General features: G+C 55.1%; 13 protein-coding genes. 2 read left to right on the top strand and 11 right to left on the bottom strand.

The features are described 5' to 3' along the window. Positions 1-60: 60 nt before the first annotated feature. From pal to J3U88_RS14925, 10 genes are all read right to left on the bottom strand, one after another. Positions 61-555, bottom strand: a complete 495-nt coding sequence (gene pal, locus J3U88_RS14970; RefSeq protein ID WP_207859678.1) for a peptidoglycan-associated lipoprotein Pal — start codon at positions 553-555, stop codon at positions 61-63. Between the two features lie 302 nt (positions 556-857). After that, positions 858-2192 (bottom strand): DPP IV N-terminal domain-containing protein, encoded by a 1335-nt coding sequence (locus J3U88_RS14965; protein WP_207859677.1) that lies wholly within the window; start codon positions 2190-2192, stop codon positions 858-860. A 108-nt stretch (positions 2193-2300) separates the two neighbouring features. Next, positions 2301-3131 carry a cell envelope integrity protein TolA gene (gene tolA, locus J3U88_RS14960; RefSeq protein WP_207859676.1) on the bottom strand — a complete coding sequence of 277 codons (831 nt, stop codon included), beginning with the start codon at positions 3129-3131 and terminating at the stop codon, positions 2301-2303. Continuing rightward, positions 3128-3553 (bottom strand): protein TolR, encoded by a 426-nt coding sequence (gene tolR, locus J3U88_RS14955; protein WP_207859675.1) that lies wholly within the window; start codon positions 3551-3553, stop codon positions 3128-3130. Before tolR ends, tolA begins: the two co-directional genes overlap by 4 nt. Positions 3554-3565: 12 nt before the next feature. Next, entirely contained in the window at positions 3566-4237 is a 672-nt protein-coding gene (gene tolQ / locus J3U88_RS14950; protein ID WP_207859674.1) for a protein TolQ, read from the bottom strand. Further along, positions 4237-4743: a pantetheine-phosphate adenylyltransferase gene (gene coaD / locus J3U88_RS14945; RefSeq protein ID WP_207859883.1), complete on the bottom strand. Its 507-nt coding sequence runs from the start codon at positions 4741-4743 to the stop codon at positions 4237-4239. Before coaD ends, tolQ begins: the two co-directional genes overlap by 1 nt. Before the next feature lie 454 nt (positions 4744-5197). Next, positions 5198-6847 (bottom strand): DNA repair protein RecN, encoded by a 1650-nt coding sequence (locus tag J3U88_RS14940; protein WP_207859673.1) that lies wholly within the window; start codon positions 6845-6847, stop codon positions 5198-5200. A 109-nt stretch (positions 6848-6956) separates the two neighbouring features. Beyond that, positions 6957-7763 (bottom strand): DNA-formamidopyrimidine glycosylase, encoded by an 807-nt coding sequence (mutM, locus tag J3U88_RS14935; protein WP_207859672.1) that lies wholly within the window; start codon positions 7761-7763, stop codon positions 6957-6959. A gap of 36 nt (positions 7764-7799) precedes the next feature. Continuing rightward, the gene (locus J3U88_RS14930) at positions 7800-9122 is read right to left on the bottom strand and encodes a hypothetical protein (RefSeq protein WP_207859671.1); all 1323 of its coding nucleotides are present in this window, start codon (positions 9120-9122) and stop codon (positions 7800-7802) included. Between the two features lie 76 nt (positions 9123-9198). Beyond that, positions 9199-10110, bottom strand: coding sequence for a GGDEF domain-containing protein (locus tag J3U88_RS14925; RefSeq protein ID WP_207859670.1), 912 nt, complete (start codon positions 10108-10110; stop codon positions 9199-9201). A 461-nt stretch (positions 10111-10571) separates the two neighbouring features. Between J3U88_RS14925 and J3U88_RS14920 the strand changes: the two genes are divergently transcribed. Together J3U88_RS14920 and J3U88_RS14915 are read left to right on the top strand one after the other, a co-directional pair. After that, on the top strand, positions 10572-11567 hold the full coding sequence (locus tag J3U88_RS14920; RefSeq protein ID WP_207859669.1) for a fatty acid desaturase family protein: 996 nt from the start codon (positions 10572-10574) through the stop codon (positions 11565-11567). A gap of 165 nt (positions 11568-11732) precedes the next feature. Beyond that, complete coding sequence (locus J3U88_RS14915; protein ID WP_207859668.1) at positions 11733-14183, top strand: serine/threonine protein kinase; 2451 nt, start codon at positions 11733-11735, stop codon at positions 14181-14183. 460 nt (positions 14184-14643) lie between these two features. On the opposite strand, the gene J3U88_RS14910 is transcribed toward J3U88_RS14915, so the two are convergent. After that, positions 14644-16194 (bottom strand): 2OG-Fe(II) oxygenase, encoded by a 1551-nt coding sequence (locus J3U88_RS14910; RefSeq protein ID WP_207859667.1) that lies wholly within the window; start codon positions 16192-16194, stop codon positions 14644-14646. Between the last annotated feature and the right edge of the window lie 129 nt (positions 16195-16323).

Raw genomic sequence — 16323 nt, 5'->3', positions numbered from 1 at the left:
ATCCGTCTTTCATGTGATTGGCAGTGCGGTTAGCGACGTCGTAGGAGACGCGCAACCGGTTTATCGACTTACGGAAAGTTGAAAGTGAGCCCGGCGGTTTTTGGCCCAAGACTCTTCATTAGAGCCGGGAACCAGCGGACGCATTTCACCATAGCTGATGGTGTTCAAACGGCTGGATTCAATACCCAGCGATTCGAGGTAGTCGCGTACACGCGCGGCGCGGCGCTCACCAAGACCCATGTTGTAATCTTCTGTACCGCGTTCGTCACAGTGACCTTCGATCAGCACCTTGACAGTAGGATTCGCCTTAAGCACTTCCGCGTAGCGGGTCAGCGCCTCGCGGGCGTCGGGACGGAGGTCAAACTTGTCAAAATCAAAGGTGATATCGTCCAAGTTCAGGGTATTGGGATCGATTTGGTTGATCACCTCGGGTTCTTCGGTCACGTCGACATTGGGCTTGGGCTGTTCTTGGACCGGTTGCGCGGTTTCTTGAACCTGTTCAGGGGCCTCGACTGGAACCGGAATGTCATCCGTTTTTTTCGAACAAGCTAGCATGGATACCAAAAAAATTACAATTAGAGCAATGGATAGGTTGCGGTTCATTGAGTTTACTCCCTCCCGGCATTTACACTCTTATCTTGTGACACATCACGCATCGCCACTTTGAAAAGTATCGGTAAAAGCCTAGAAGGAAAACCTAGGCACGTCAACAGTTTTTCAGCGTAGGCGGGACAGCGGTTGCAGCGGGCCAACCCTTTGGGGGAACACCTTTTGACGCAAACCAATCGCGGCCTGCCGGACCACCAGCCGCGGCGGTGATCCGAACCCATCGTGAGCATCGCTTTAAGGTAGCATTCTTAGTCGCCGGCAACCCATACCGGTGCACGATTATTTCCTTGATTGGTGATCTGGCGCAGGTTCATTCCGTTCAAATTCACCAGATAAATCTGCCAAGTCCCCGTGCGGTTCGAGGTGAACGCAAGTTGTTCGCCGTCAGGCGACCAGGAAGGATCCTCGTTGCTGCCCTGCCGGCGCGTCACTCGGTAATTTTGACCGGATTTGAGGTCCATGATAAAGATATCGAAATCGTTTTCAAAACGCGACACGTAGGCGATGTAATCGTGGACAGGGTTCCACACGGCACTGTCGTTGTAAGGGTTCTCCCGCGTTAAACGCATGTTGTTGAGGCCGTCGGCGTCCATGCGGTAAACCTGGGGTGAGCCGTTGCGGTCGGACGTGTAGAGGATGGCGTGACCGCCGGGTGACCAGGACGGGTTGGTGTCAACGGCGGGGTGACGGGTCAGACGGAAGGCGTCGTTGCCGTTAAGGTCCATGACGTAGACGTCGACATTGCCCTCTTTGGCCATGGAAAACAGGATGCGTTTGCCGTCGGGTGAGATGGCGGGTGCGCTGGCACGCAAACCGGCTTGATCCAGCAGCGGTTTGGGACGGCTGGCCAGGGTCGGTTTGAAGGCGATCCCATAGGAAGCATCGATGGTGCCCGCTTTACTAAAGCGGCTGTAAGCCAGCAAGGTGTCGCGTCCTTTGCGCACGGCGCTCGGTGCAAAGGAAATACCGCGTTTGGTCAAAGGCAGGGCGTTGTGGCCGTCGTAATCCATGATGTACAGCTCTTTGAGCAAGCGGTTGTCGGTGGAACGCTCGGCTTCGTACGCATAAATGATTTTGGAGGTGGCGAACTTGCGCCCTTTCAGCAGGAACAGAATCTCATCGGCGATGACATGCCCCATTTTGCGGGCCAAACCGGGCTTGGAGCGGTAAGCCTTGGCAAGTACCTGGCCCTGGGAGGAAATTTCAAACAAACGCACTTCAACGCGCATTTCCTCGCCGTCGCCGCGTTTAATGGAACCGACAACCAAAAATTGCGCCTCAATGCTGGTCCACTGGTCAAAATCGATGGGGGCGCCGCCGTGGGGGCTGGGCATTAACGCGATGCGTTCTTTGCCCAACAGGCGAAAGACCCCGGAGTTGACGATGTCTTGTCGCAATACCTCGGCCAGGGTTTTGGCCGCTTGCTGAAAACCGGGGCCGTCTTCCTGGACCGGGAAGTCGGGGATCGCCATGTTTTCCATTTTCACTTGTTCACCGGTGATGCGTAAGGTCACCTCGACATCCTGAGCAAAAAGCGGGGTACACACCATCAAACTCAATAAAACCAGCCACCAACTTCTCATTTTCTGCTCCTCATTTTGCGCGTGTTATCGATTGCACTAAAAATCGTCGACGGTCCGCGGGGACCCTGAATAACGGTTTGACAACAGGGGTTTGACCCACCTCATTACTTACTGGTTGGTGTAGTCAAAATCGATATTAATAATGAGCCGATCCCCTTGAAAGCCTTGTGGCAGCGGCGGTAGACCACTCACTCGGTTCACGGCACGTTTGGACCGGCTGTCCAAGAACGAACGACCGGAAGACTTTACCACCTCAACATTGGAAATGCCGCCGTCTTTTTGGATGAAGAACCGCACGCGGGTAACGCCGGCCACGACCGAACCCCGCGACCAACCGCGCGACACCTGCATGTACACATGGCGGTAATAAGCCTGCCATTCCATGTCGGTGTGGTCGACTTCCTCGCTGTTGCCCACTTCGAACGACAAGCCGCTTTGGTCGTCACCACCGAAACCGCCTTGGGCGACCGGTGCTTTGTCTTCCGGCGGATCGGGTTCCGGCTCGGGTTTGGCGGTTTCCTTGGTGCGCGATTTCTCGGGCGCGTTGGATTCGGCCACCGGCTTCTTGGGCGGTGTTTTTTCTTTTTGCTTGTCCCGGTTCAAACCGATATCGTTCGGTTTGGCGGCGGGTTTCTTCTTGGGCGGCGTCTTTTTGGGCGGCGTTTTTTTCGGTTTGGGTTTGGGTTTTTGGGTGCGACGCTGCTTGCCCGCAACCGGCGCCTTACTTTTTTTGCCGGCGGCGGCCTGGGGTTTCCCGGCCAGCTTGACGCTAATCGCCGGGCGCGGCTTAAAGCGTTCTTCCGCGGCCAAGCTCGCCCAAAACAAGCCGGCAAAGGCCAGAACATGAATCACCACCGAAACGATGATGCCCGTTCGCAGCCCGTATTGGCTGTGGTCTTTCTGGTAATAAGCGACCAGCGGATTCGAATCGCGACTCATTTTTTCGTCCCCGCCGCTTCCACCGGCTCGGTAATCAAACTCACCTGCTCCACGCCGGATTCACGCAGTTTCGACAGCATCTCCACCACCTGACCGTAGGGCAGGGTTTTGTCGGCTTCGATATAAACCGTTTTGTTTTTGGCAACCGCCACGGCCGATTTGACCTTGTCGACGATCAACTCGGGATGGAGGCGGTCGTCGTTGAGAAAGGTTTTGCCGTCGGCTTTGATGCTGAGGATGAGGTTGTTTTCGTTGGCCTCGAGTTCGAGGTTCCCTTGCGGCAGGTCAATATCCACACCGGTCTGGAGCAGGGGCGCGGAAATCATGAAAATGATGAGCAACACCAACATCACGTCGACAAGGGGCGTGACGTTGATTTCGCTCATCGATTGTTTGGGGCCGCCGCCCGCGGAAAATGCCATCGGTTCGCTCCCCTAGGTGAAGTTCTTCTCAACAATGCCGACGAATTCGAGACAGAAATCTTCCATTTCGGCCGAGAGGGTTTGAACCTTATTAATGAAGTAGTTGTAGGCCATTACGGCCGGAATCGCGGCAAACAGGCCGACGGCCGTGGCGATCAAGGCCTCGGCAATGCCCGGCGCAACAACCGCCAGCGAGGCCGATTTTTGCTCGCCAATGTCGGCAAAAGCCTCGATGATGCCCCACACGGTTCCCAACAGACCGACAAAGGGCGCAACCGCCGCGATCGTGGCCAGGTGGTTGAGGTTCTTTTCCAACTTGGACAACTCGACAAAGCTGGCCCGTTGGAGCACGCGGTTAATGGATTCCAAGCTGCGCACGCGCGGCTGCTCGCCTTTTTCGTGGGCGGGCTGGTGCTTAAGCTGGAACTGAAGTTCGCTGAAACCGGCCAGAAACAGGCCGACCTGCGGGGAAAAGTCGAACTTCTTGCAGGCGGTTTTGACCTCGGAGAAACGCGACGAGCCGCGGAATAACTGTAGAAACCCGTCCGTGTCGTTGCGGGTTTTGCGGAACAATGCCTGCTTCTGTACGATCAGTACCCAACAGGCCACGGAAAAGAAGATGAGCATGAGCAAGACCAGCTTGGCAACCAGGCTGGCCTCGAGTAATAGTTCAAAATAGTTCATCAAGCCTCCGGCAGGTCGATCGCCTCACCGTTGAATTTCTTACGCAAAGAAGTCTCGATTAGCGGTGGAACCAGCGCCGAGACGTCGCCGCCCAATCGGGCCACCTCTTTCACCATACGGCTACTCAAATAGGAATAATCCGTTTTCGGCATCAGGAACACGGTTTCGATATCCTCGTCCAAATGGCGGTTCATCATCGCCATTTGCAACTCGTATTCGAAATCGGAAACGGCGCGCAAGCCGCGCAACAACACTTTGGCATCTTGGTGTTTGGCGAAATCAACCAGCAACCCCTCGAAACTGGACACGACAACCCGGTCGGATGGGATACAGGCGCGCAACAAAGCCAACCGCTCTTCAATGGTGAACAGCGGATTTTTTTTCGCGGAATTCATCAACACGGCCACCATCACGCGGTCAAACATTTTCAGCGCGCGGTTGATGATGTCGAGGTGGCCGTTGGTCATGGGATCAAAGGATCCGGGAAATATCGCAAGCGCCATGATTTTCCTCACTCGGTTTAACTTGAGCTTTCACTTAAAAAGCGCGACTCTCGGTGATTTTAGCGAAACCTCTGGGCGCCAACGGCCTGTAAAATGCGCAGCGCACCCAACCGATGCGGTTTTGCTTATTCCAAACCCATTCGCTCCAGATCTTCAGCCAACACCCCTTGCGCGTCTTAGGTTTTGCCGCACAGCAGCAACGGGACAACCCTTGGAAGCAATACGAGCTAACCGCCGTGGATTACGGTTTCAGGAAAGCGGGAAAACCGCATGGGACACGGCTAAGTCACGCTGAGCGGGCACCGCATGTTAACACAAGCTGTTTCACAACCGCCGGCGGAACGCGGTTTTCGCGGCGGTTCGCCCGTATTTTTCGACGTGGTTTGTCGAAACGGCTAGCCCGCATTTCTCACAAGGAATTCTGCTTCTCGCGACGAATCCTTGTGAGAAATGCGGGCTAGGGGGCGCCCGAACCAATCAACTGACGGGCGTGATCCAGCAGGCTGCTGGACGAACTATCGCCCCCAAGCAGACGTGCCAATTCGGCGACCCGCTGCTCGTGGTCGCACACCACCAGCGAGGAAAAGGTACGACCGTCGCGCACGCTTTTCTCCAGTTTAATTTGTTGGTCGGCAAAACGTGCAACCTGTGCAAAGTGAGTGACACACATCACCTGGTGATCGCGGCCGAGACCGGCTAATTTCTCGCCCACCGCGTGAACGGTTTCCCCGCCCAGACCGGCGTCGATTTCGTCAAACACCAACAACACGGCTTGCTGTCGCTCGAAACTGTGGATCAAGGCCAGCATGACGCGCGACAATTCACCACCCGAGGCCACCTTCGAAAGCGCCTTGGCCGGTTCACCGGGGTTGGCGGAGAACAGGAACCGGAACTTGAGCGCGGCAAAGTCCACATCGCGATCTTGGCTGAGCCGTTCCGGCCACGCGTCCCACAGGTGTTCCACCACGAAACCGGCGCCTTTGAGATGGAGGTCGTGCAACTCGCCTTCGATGGTGGCCGAAAAGGTTTTGGCCGCGGCCAACCGCTTTTTTTCGATGGAACCCCGTTCTTTTTGCAGGGCGCTGTAGTCCCGTTCCAAATCACGCCAGCGGCCGTCCAAACCGGCGGTGTCCGCTTCCAGGGATTCGGCGCTTGCCTCCAGGCGCGCCAACTCGTCCAGCACTTCCCCGATGTTGAGGCCGTACTTAAAAAACAAGCGGTTGAGGTCGTTTTCGCGTTGCTCCAAATCAGCCAAGGAAGCGTCGGGCATCCAGTCGCCGAGGGTATCGCCGTGAAGATCTTGCAGCGTGTAGGCCAGCGATTCAATCTGCTCCACGTAGGGTTCCAGTTGCGGGTCGAATTCGATGAGTTGGTCGAGTAATTTTTTGGCCCGCGTTAAACCTGGGACGAGATCGCGCCCTAACAACTCGTGTAAATCGTGTCGGTTGGCACGGATCGATTCTTGGTTGCGCGCTTGGCGTAAGCGGAAATCGAGGTCGCGGTCCTCGTCGTTGGGGTTGATCTCTTTGATTTCTTTGATCTGCTGACGAATAAAATCCAACTCGCGCCGCCGTTGCGCCTCGCCGTCGCGCAGTTCCCAGTAGTGACGCCACGCCTTGCGGAAGGCGCTGAATTGACGATCAAAGGCGGCGCCGGCTTCGGTTAATCCGGTTTGCGCATCGAAAATCGTTTGGTGGGTGCGCTCTTTCATCAAACCTTGCTGGCCGTGCTGGCCGTGGATTTCAAAAGCGAGGGCGCTGTAGCGTTGCAAGACGGCCTTGGGTACGGCGCTACCGTTCACAAAAGCGCGTGATTTACCGTCCTTGGTCACCTCGCGCCGCAAGAACAGTTGCTCGCCGTCGAGCAGGTCGTATTCGGTCTCGTCCGCGGGAAGACTGATATCGAATTCAGCCTCGACAATCGCTTTGTCTTTGCCGGTCCGCACCAAATCACTGGAGGCTCGGCCCCCGCCCAACAACAGCAGGGCGTCGATGATCACGGATTTACCCGCGCCGGATTCCCCGGTTAAGCAGATAAACCCGTCACCCACTTCCAGCTCGGCGGTGTCGATCACGGCCAAATTTTCGATTTTCATGTAACGCAACATGGAGCACCTCGTGGCGCACGGACCCGCGCGGCGAACCCGATGGTTTAGTTCCAAAAGCCGGCTATTTTAGCACGGCCGCCGGGCTAGTCGAACATCCATCGCCAACCCCTTACAAGCGCTGACACTTGGGGCAAAAATGCGTGCCGCGTTGCCCCACCACGGTTCGCTGCACCGCCGTTCCGCACAGCTTGCACGGCAAATCGGTGCGCCCGTAAACCAAAAAATGTTGCTGGCTCTCCCCTTTGTTGCCGTCCGGCTTGCGGTACCAACTGATGCTGGCCCCCTCGTGGTCGATGCCGTCCTGCAAAACACGCCGTATCTCGGCGCCTAACTTGCGCGTGCGCGCCTTACTCAGCTTGTTAACCGGGGTCAGCGGATGAATCCCCGCCCGCAAAAGCGACTCGTCGGCGTAGATATTGCCCACCCCGGCGATTTTGCTCTGGTCCAAAATAAAGGTTTTCACGGCCCGCGAGCTGCCCTGAATGATGTTCGCGAAATCGGCGTCGCTCAGCGTCAGCGGTTCCGGCCCCAGCTTTTCCTCGAGAAAATCCAGCGAGGAACACAAGGTCACCCGTCCGAATTTGCGCGAATCGGAAAAGGCCATATGCCGCCCGTCGTCCAGCGCCAAACTAAAATGAACCCAGCGATCATCGCCCTCGGGCCGCTCGCTCATGTACAAACGACCGGTCATGCGCAGGTGAATCACCAAATAGCAGCCGTCACAATCCATACCGATGTACTTGCCGCGCCGTACCAGACCGGCAACGGTACGCCCCTTGAGGGCGGCGGTTACCTCGGCAAGCGGCGTTCCGTCCAACACGCGCGGCCAGTCCGTCCAAGCGCCGGTGACGGTGCGACCCACCACATCCGGTCGCAAACCCCGCACCACGGTTTCTACCTCGGGTAATTCAGGCATCCCCTACTCCTTAAAATACGATCACGCCGCGGCCGATTAAGGTGCCGCATAGACCATTTGTCCGCCGGTGAAATTATAGTCAACGCCGCCGGGAATGCGGGTAAGCAATTGCGGCAAACTCCAGGAAACATTCGTCTTCAAACGATAAACAACAAAGTGCGCATCCTGGCCGGCAGTCAGTTTCAGCCGTTGAGGCGCCATGCCCAGCAGCGCGGGCGTATGGTCGTAGAGCGCGCGCAAGACGGTGCCGTCGTCCGCCCCCAATTCACGCCACAAGGCAAGCTCGGTGGCGATATCCCCGGAAAAAGCAAAGAGGTGACCGCCCGCGGAACCCACCGCGACCGGTTGCTTGGCGGCTAAATGCTGTTGCAACCACGCCAACACTTGCGGGCGCCGCTCGCGCCAAATGGTGCAACGCGGCCCGATCCGGCGCTTCACTTCACCAACCCGGCCCAACACACGCCGCACCATGTCGTCCTCGTACAAACCCAAGTGTCCCAGTTGCGGCAAGGACTCGGCCAAGCCGTCCGCGCAGTAACGGCGATCATTTAAAGCGGCCAGCGGCAGCCACACCCGCCCATAGAGCAGGCTCAAATCGTTGTTGTTCAAGTAATCCGGGATGCCTTCAAAAAAATCAAACGGCAGCGACAGGGCGAGCTGGATCTCCGGCGCCCGCGCGTCCTGCCACCAAACGCCCACCTTGCGGCCCTTGGCGTGGAAATAATGGATGAGGTCGCGGGTGCGCTGGAGATCCGCCGTCCAGGGCACCGGTTCGCCACTCTCCGGCCGCCGCCACCACAACGTGATCGGCCCCGACGCGGGCAAACGCTGCGCCAAGGCGGCAAAAGTTTCACCATCCCCGAGGACCACCCCAAAACCGGCGCCACCGCCGTCCGGCATATCCAGGTAACCACCCTGCGCAACCGGCGTCACGCCGCTCCAAGCCGGAATCAGCAAAGAACGCGGGTAGATCGGATCGCGCACCCGGGCGACGCCCAAGGCGGTTAAGTAGCGCGCCATGGCCCGCTGCTGGGTGCGCGTCTCATCGTCATCCCCCCCCAAGCCGCGTTCCTGGATCAGACTGTAACCATCGACGAAATGCGGCACAATTAAGGCGCCCTCCACCACGACCGGTGGTTTTTGCGGCAAGTTGATCGGTTTCTCCGCGGCAAGCTCAATCTTGCCGCGCCGATTCAACAGCAGATACAGCGGGCCCGCGAAACTTTGTCCGTCGGGCGCCAAAACGGTCGCCTCGCTGAAGTAGTAGCCGGCCTCCGCCGACCCCCCGGAACCCCCGGATTCGGCGGCGGGTGCGGCGCCGGAACCCCAACAAAACAAAAGCAAAAGTGACAAAAGCAAGACAAACGCTCCCCGCGGCGGCCCACCGGCCGCGGCAAATAAATCCCCGGGTTTGGTGCAAGGCCCGTGCCCGCGCTTAGCGAACCACCTGATCCTTGCCGCGCGCCTTCCCTTCAAACAAACGATCATCCGCGTGTTTCAGCAAAGCCTCGGCATCGCTGAAGTTGCTGCCGTCATAAGTCGCGATTCCCGCCGTCGCGGTCACCTTAAAGGCCTCCAACGGCGTGGCAAACTCCATGCCCCGCACCACACCCAACAATTTGTCCGCGATCACCTCGGCCCGTTCGCCGTCGGTGTGACGGAACAAGGCGACAAACTCCTCGCCGCCAAACCGCGCAAAAATATCTTCCTCGCGCAATACGTCGCAAATTTCGCGCGCCAAGGTTTTGAGCACCAAATCGCCGGTCAAGTGACCGTAGGTGTCGTTGAGGCGTTTGAAGTCGTCCAAATCAAAAAAGACAACGGACATCGGTTTTTCATAGCGCTGATGATGGGCAAACTCTTTTTTGAGGTAGTCGAGGAAAAACCGCTTGTTGTAGGCGTTGGTCAGTGGATCACGGGTCGCCTTGTTGTAGAGCTCCTGCTGCAAATCGAAATCGAGGTCGTCCTTAAGGGAAAACCGCAGGATGACGTTACCCATGCAAATCCGGTCACCGTCCTGAAGGGTCAGCGAGGTAATTTTTTTGCCGTTAACCAAGGTGCCGTTGGTACTTTCCAAATCGGTGAGCACCACGTTGGCCTTGCCATCGATGTCGAAGCGCACATGCTCACGGGAAATATTCTCACAATTAAAATAGATATCGCAGCGGCGGGTCCGCCCCGCCACCATCGCTTGGCCGCGATCCAAACGGACCACGCGGCCGACCGAGTCACCTGCAAGGACGACAATATAGGGCATCACACGTGCCTCGGGATTAATCGTCTGCAAATCCAGCGTGTCGACGCTTTCCTCGGAATCTTTGGGAATCGTTCTATGTCTCGTTTCCATACGCTTAGGACCACCTCGACGGACGGGCGTAAAGCCCGACCCGCTTAAGCAACGGCGCATTTTTTAGGACAAGGGCAAATGCAGCGCCAAAGAAAACCCTTGTTTGCTTTGATCACCCCGTGCCCCGTCGAAGAACCGGAACCACCGCGAGCCACCAAAGACGAACCTTCAATCAAACAAACCCTGTTCACCCCAACGCGGGCAACGGGTTATCTGTGCTTATCTTAAGCCCTTCCCGCCGCCTTTTGTTGTGCAAACCGCATTCTTAAGACCGTATTGTACCCGAACTCACCGGTCGCGGCGCGACACGACCCCAACTTTTTCGGTCTGACATTTTTCACGGCCGGCATACAAGCTGCTCTCCCCATGCATCACCCACGCGCCACGACTTGCGGCGCGACCCACAAGCCCCGATAATGGAAAGGCACGGCGCAAGGCGCCTCATACAAGGTCAAGGTGATATGGCTGGAAAAGAATCTTATTATTACGCCCGCGCCGGCGCGCTCAACCGCGAGCTCAAACAGCGCATCCCAAGCGAAACCCTCAAAAAACTGCACCGCAAGCAACCCTGGCGGCATTTCGCGGTGGCCCTGCGCCAAATCCTGCTCTTGCTGTCCATGCCGGTGGTGATTTATTTCTTTCAGGACCAACCCCTGATCTGGGTACCGGCCGCGATCATTCAGGGTTTTACCGTGTTTTCCTTTTCGGTGCTGCTCCACGAGGCGGTCCACAAATGTATCTTCAACCACGACCGTTACAACCTTAACGACAAACTCGGCCTGCTCTACGGCAGCATCTCGGGTTTGGCCGCCTCCCAGTTCACCCGCTGGCACATGGACCACCATTACCAGTTGGGCGACGCCGGGGCCGATCCCAAACGCGCCCATCTCACCCCAAAAACCAACGCCCGTTGGCTCAAGCTCCTGTATTTCACGCCGGCACTGTACCCCATCTACTTCCGCGCCGCCTTCAAAGCGCAAAACGGGTACGAACCCGAATTGCGCGCACGCATCAAAAAAGAACGCCTGTTCGCCATCGGGCTCCATTTGGCCGTGCTGATTTTTTACGGCTGGCTCTCGCCACTGTTCCTGATCAAAGCGGGTATTATTCCCCTCTTTTTCGTGTTCCCGGTCGCTTTCGCCGTGAACCGCGTGGCGCAGCACTACGTCATCGATCCCGACGACATCGCCCACTGGAGCACGCGCATGCAGCCCAACACGCTGTGGAACACCCTCTTCCTGTGGTCCAGCTACCACCTGGAACATCACTACTACCCGGCGGTTCCCTTCTACAACCTCAAGGCACTCAACCTCGAACTCCAAGAGTTTTACCGACAACGGAGCATTCCAGCCTACGGTTATGTCACCCTGCTCAAAATGTGGTTGTTCGACAACCATCTTCCGCACAGCAAACCCACCAAAGGCACGGTCGCCGCGGCAAAACCTTCCCGCGCTTAGAACCCATTTCTCATCCGGTTTCGTCGAGAGCGCGTAAAATTGTTTTCTTCTTTCACGCATCGCTCGCGGAACCGCCGCTCCTCCCTATCGGTTTTCTCAAAATAAGTCTGTGCGTCCAATCTCCCACAAAAAGAGGGCGCCCCTTTAATCTAAGGTAAAACTTTCATGTCAGAAAAGAAGGTTTCGACAGAAGAACCGTCCACCCAGAGCGATCCGCTTATCGGCGCTCAACTCGGACCTTATCAGATTGTGCGTTTAATAGGCAGCGGTGGCATGGGTCGGGTTTATGAAGGCCGCCAAAGCGGACCTATCAACAAAAAAGTTGCCATAAAAGTCATGCGGTGCGAAGCGTCTACTCACCTCATGCGCCGCCGATTTAAAATGGAACTGCGAACCCTAGCCGCGCTTAACCATCCCAACATCGCCACGATTTACCTATCAGGCACGCGCACCGACAATGAGGACTGGTTCGCAATGGAATACGTGGAGGGCGCGAGCCTAATAGAATATGTCAGGAAACATCGTCTTACCGTGCCTGAATGCTTGAAGCTGTTTAAGAAGATATGTAACGCGGTACATTTCGCACACCAACGCGGGGTAATCCACCGCGACATAAAGCCGGCCAATATATTAGTTTGCAATGTTGATGGCGAGGCGTCGCCTAAAATTATAGATTTCGGTATCGCCAAAAGCACCGCGGAGGGAAAATCGAGCCTTGAGCGGGTAACTTTAGTTACAAAGACAGCCGAACCTGCACTTGCATTGGGTACCTTGGGTTACATGAGCCCTGAACAAACGCGTCTAGACGATGATGACATAGACGTGCGCAGTGACATCTACAGCTTGGGTGTCGTTCTCTACGAAATGCTGGTTGGAAAACGTCTGATTGATGAGAAACGCATCCGGTCAGTCTCCTGGGACCAAGCATTCGAATTAGTACGCGATTACGAGCCTGAAAAACCAAGCAAAGCCATTCGTCACAAAGCGATAGGTCATTCAATGATATTAAAGAATAAGGAATCAGTCGCGCCTCTTAGTAAATACTATCGTGGTGATCTCGACTGGATTGTCCTCAAAGCACTGGAGAAAAATCGCGAACGCCGCTACCAAGGCGCGGACCTACTCGCCGAGGATATCAATAGTTTCCTTAACGGTCTCCCGATAGACGCCGGCCCCCAGACATGGATTTACCAGACCGTTCGATTCACGAAAAGAAATCGAGCAATCGTTTCAGGCCTTACCCTCACCACAGCCGGAATTTTCTTCAGTTTAATAGGCTTAGTCTTTGGCTACATCGAAGCCAAGGAAAGAGAAGCACAAGCCATCAGAGAAACCAACACTGCAAGGAAAAACCTAAAATATTTAAATGCTTTCATGACCTTCGAAAACAACTACGCAGGAAGGCAAAATCGAGTAATTGATCGATTAAACCACTTTGCCCCAGCTGATGAAAACGCAAATTCCCTGGACAAAAGAATACTGCGATATATTGGAAACGTCTACCAATGGACCGGGGAATACAAAAAGTCAGAACATTACTTAAGAGCTGCTTATGATAATTACATCAAGGAGGAAGGCCAAAACTCTCTTACTGCCAATAAGATACTCGTTGATTACGCCTTTTCGGCGAGGGCTCTTGGAAAATACAAGGACGCTGATTGGGCATTAACAGAAGCACTTCCAATATTTGAATCAATGCTACCGCCAGAAGATGAGAGTTACATTCGCTTATTGAATGCTTTTTCTGTTGTTTCATACCGACGATCTAATTTTAACAAGGCAGAAGGCATCTTCAAAAAACTTGAAGAAACTGACTGGGATCTTGTCAAAAACAAAAATCACCATCTAATTAATTTCCACGGAGCTTATGGATCCTTTCAAGCAATATCCAAGGGCTGTAACGAAGCTATTCCATATTTCAGGAAAGCGTCAGAAATATCACAAACCCATTTCAAAACACTCAATTCATCTGCCCTAGTTTCAACGTTAAATCTCGCAATGTGCCAGTGCCAAACCAAAGATTTCAAAAACGCTAAGACGACATTTGATTTCTATTTAGGTCAAATTATTAAAACTCACGGCAAGGATCACCCCGATGTAATAACCTCACAGCTAAATTGGGGATACTGCCTCACTCAGAACAAAGAATTCAAAAGGGCCATTGACTGGATATCAAGCTTGCAGATCAAGGTTTCAGAACTTGGATTAACTGGTCACCACTATTATTTTTCAGCACAAACTAATCTCGCTATAAGTCTGTCAGAGATCGGCATGGATCAAGAAGCAATCTCAGTAACCGAGACAATAGTCATTAAGAAGCAAGAGGTATATGGCAACGATAACATATCTACACTTGGCAGCCTCTCAGCTCTTGCATCTTTTCATCTCAAAGCAAACGATCCGAGTACAGCAATAGAAGTTATTGAATTTTCATTATCATGTTTAGATACAAACAAGGACACTCACCTTCGGTGGTTTCAGACTTTTGCAAAAACTGGAAAAGAGGCCGCAGAAACGACCCATAATGATGAATTAATAGAACACTACACTTGCATCTTGGTTGACACTGAAAAGATGCCCCCCCTACAAAAGAACAAAAGCGACAAGACGGATTAATCCACACAATCCTGTGACTCTGATTCATTTACAAGTTTACCAAGCAACCCCTGAGGCACACTTGGAGAACGGTTTTCGGATTATGGATAAAACCTAAGAAGCGCTGACGCGGTGATTTTAGCTAATCCTCTGGGCTGAAGCGATCTGTGAAAATGCTCACCGCACCCAGTGGGTGCGCGTCCTGCGCGACCCCGGCCCGCTTTTCCCAAACCATTTCGCTCCAGATCTTTAGCCAAAATCCCTCTCTCTTATCGCGCCTCTTAGGTAAAAACGCAGCATGAAACACCTATCCCGATTCAAACTGCGCCTTTATCGAATCCCGCCTCTTCCAGCGAGAGAAGGCCACTGGGGAAAGGCTCGTTGCACACACGGATAAAAAAGACCTTAACATTCGTGAAAGGTTCCGGGCGACGGGTGTGCACGATTTCGCATCGCGTAACCACACCCAAGCCGAGACTTCTCAAAGAACACCGCTCATGCGCGGGAAACGATCAGATAGCGCCGTATCGAGCTCGTTCGAACCACGCGCCCAAGATGTCGCATCCCATCGTTGAATCGTACCGTCATAGGACCCACTGACAAAACTACCGTCGCGAAGTTGCGCCACGGAAGTTACAAAATCCAGATGCGCCATTTTCCCGGCGGGAACCGGCCCCATCCGCTTAGTGACGCGCAGGACACCATCTTCACCGCCGCTCATCGTGCCACCGCTTGGAAGGGCAAAAAGACAGCGGACCGCGCCTCTGTGTATTGAAAACGACCATTCTGGTCGGGCATTCAGTCGATCACATTCCGGCTCGTTGATAAATCCATGAATCGAGCCGTTTGAGTCCCCAAGGATCAAGCAATTCGGGGCGAAAGCAACCGAGTTCAAGCGATAGGGAAACCGGCGCGTCAAGACACGCCGCCCTTGCGCCCATTCCCAAATGATAAGGGTCCCATCTTCGGAGACGGAGGCCAGCCGATCCGGTGAAAGACACGCCAGCCCCCAAACCCAGGACCCCGCATCCATGATCCGCGGGGTGCCCCCACCCAGGCGATGCACGGCGATGCGGCCCGCGGCATCCGCGGATGCATAGGTGTCGGGCTGCAACGAAACCAGTGAAATCACAGCAGCTTGGTGAATTCGGCTCGTCCTTTCACATTGAAAGCCCTTGTCTCCATTCACCCATACCTTGACGGTACGATCCCTGGAACCGGAGACCAACACCCCCGGGCGCGGCGCCGCGAGTGCGAGCACGGAGAGCTGATGCCCTCGCAGGGTTTGCCGGGTTTTACCAGAAGGCGCCCAAATGCGAATGGTTCGATCACGCGATCCACTCGCCAAAGCACCATCGACCAAAGCTTGCAAAGCCCAAATATAGCCCCGATGACCGCGGTACAGATCGTGCGCGGGCGGGTGGTCCGGCGTGCAGGATGGGTTCCCAGCTTCCCGAATCAGGAAATCGCTGCGCATGATGTATTTTTCGCCTTCATGAACCGGGCTCCCTTCGTGCCAAAGTGTGTGATCAAAAACAATGAGGCTGCCACATTCAGGCCGGTAGGAGGCCAGACGCCGGGCGTCCAATCCCGGGCCCTCGTAGAAATCGGTATGGCCCCCGGTGAAGGCTTCACCGTCATTGAGGTAAAGCATAAAGGTTAGCTTTGAGGCCGTGCCCGACGAGGGCCGATAGGCGCCGTCGCGGTGGCGCGAGAAAAACTGCCCCTTCCGGTAACGGCAGAAACGAAAACGGGGATTGAGCCCCACCCAAGCGCCGGCGCCGAGTTCAGGGACACCCGAGGCGATGAGGGGCTCGCGAAGCCGGTGAAACAAGGTATCGGCCAAGCCCGGGTCGTCACGAACCAAACGGTCGTTGTTGCGGTAGGAGGGCGGGTAATCGCGCGATGGATCAGCGAAACCGGTCCCAGAAGCCAGGGCGATAAGGTCGCGACATTCACGCGGGGAGAACAGGCCGGGAAAGACACGACAGGTGACGGACAGACCGGGAATTAGATCGAAAAACAAGTGCATGGGCCCTCCTTTTTTATTTGGTCAACCAACCAAAATATAAGCGCAACAAGAGCCTCGGGCAAGTTTTTTTTGGTTGACTAACCAAAAAAAGACAACCATGCTGGTCGAAACACCGTTTCGCGCCGGGAG

This window comes from Acanthopleuribacter pedis (genome assembly GCF_017377855.1).
In the GTDB taxonomy this organism is placed as follows: domain Bacteria; phylum Acidobacteriota; class Holophagae; order Acanthopleuribacterales; family Acanthopleuribacteraceae; genus Acanthopleuribacter; species Acanthopleuribacter pedis.
Note: the sequence above shows the minus strand (reverse complement) of the source record. Positions and strands in the feature narration are given on the sequence as shown.

Coding starts and splice junctions, on each gene's coding strand:
- tolR (WP_207859675.1), bottom strand. CDS start 3,553: ATGGCATTTTCCGCGGGCGGCGGCCCCAAACAATCGATGAGCGAAATC.
- tolQ (WP_207859674.1), bottom strand. CDS start 4,237: ATGAACTATTTTGAACTATTACTCGAGGCCAGCCTGGTTGCCAAGCTG.
- J3U88_RS14965 (WP_207859677.1), bottom strand. CDS start 2,192: ATGAGAAGTTGGTGGCTGGTTTTATTGAGTTTGATGGTGTGTACCCCG.
- mutM (WP_207859672.1), bottom strand. CDS start 7,763: ATGCCTGAATTACCCGAGGTAGAAACCGTGGTGCGGGGTTTGCGACCG.
- J3U88_RS14915 (WP_207859668.1), top strand. CDS start 11,733: ATGTCAGAAAAGAAGGTTTCGACAGAAGAACCGTCCACCCAGAGCGAT.
- tolA (WP_207859676.1), bottom strand. CDS start 3,131: ATGAGTCGCGATTCGAATCCGCTGGTCGCTTATTACCAGAAAGACCAC.
- J3U88_RS14920 (WP_207859669.1), top strand. CDS start 10,572: ATGGCTGGAAAAGAATCTTATTATTACGCCCGCGCCGGCGCGCTCAAC.
- pal (WP_207859678.1), bottom strand. CDS start 555: ATGCTAGCTTGTTCGAAAAAAACGGATGACATTCCGGTTCCAGTCGAG.
- J3U88_RS14910 (WP_207859667.1), bottom strand. CDS start 16,194: ATGCACTTGTTTTTCGATCTAATTCCCGGTCTGTCCGTCACCTGTCGT.
- J3U88_RS14925 (WP_207859670.1), bottom strand. CDS start 10,110: ATGGAAACGAGACATAGAACGATTCCCAAAGATTCCGAGGAAAGCGTC.
- J3U88_RS14940 (WP_207859673.1), bottom strand. CDS start 6,847: ATGTTGCGTTACATGAAAATCGAAAATTTGGCCGTGATCGACACCGCC.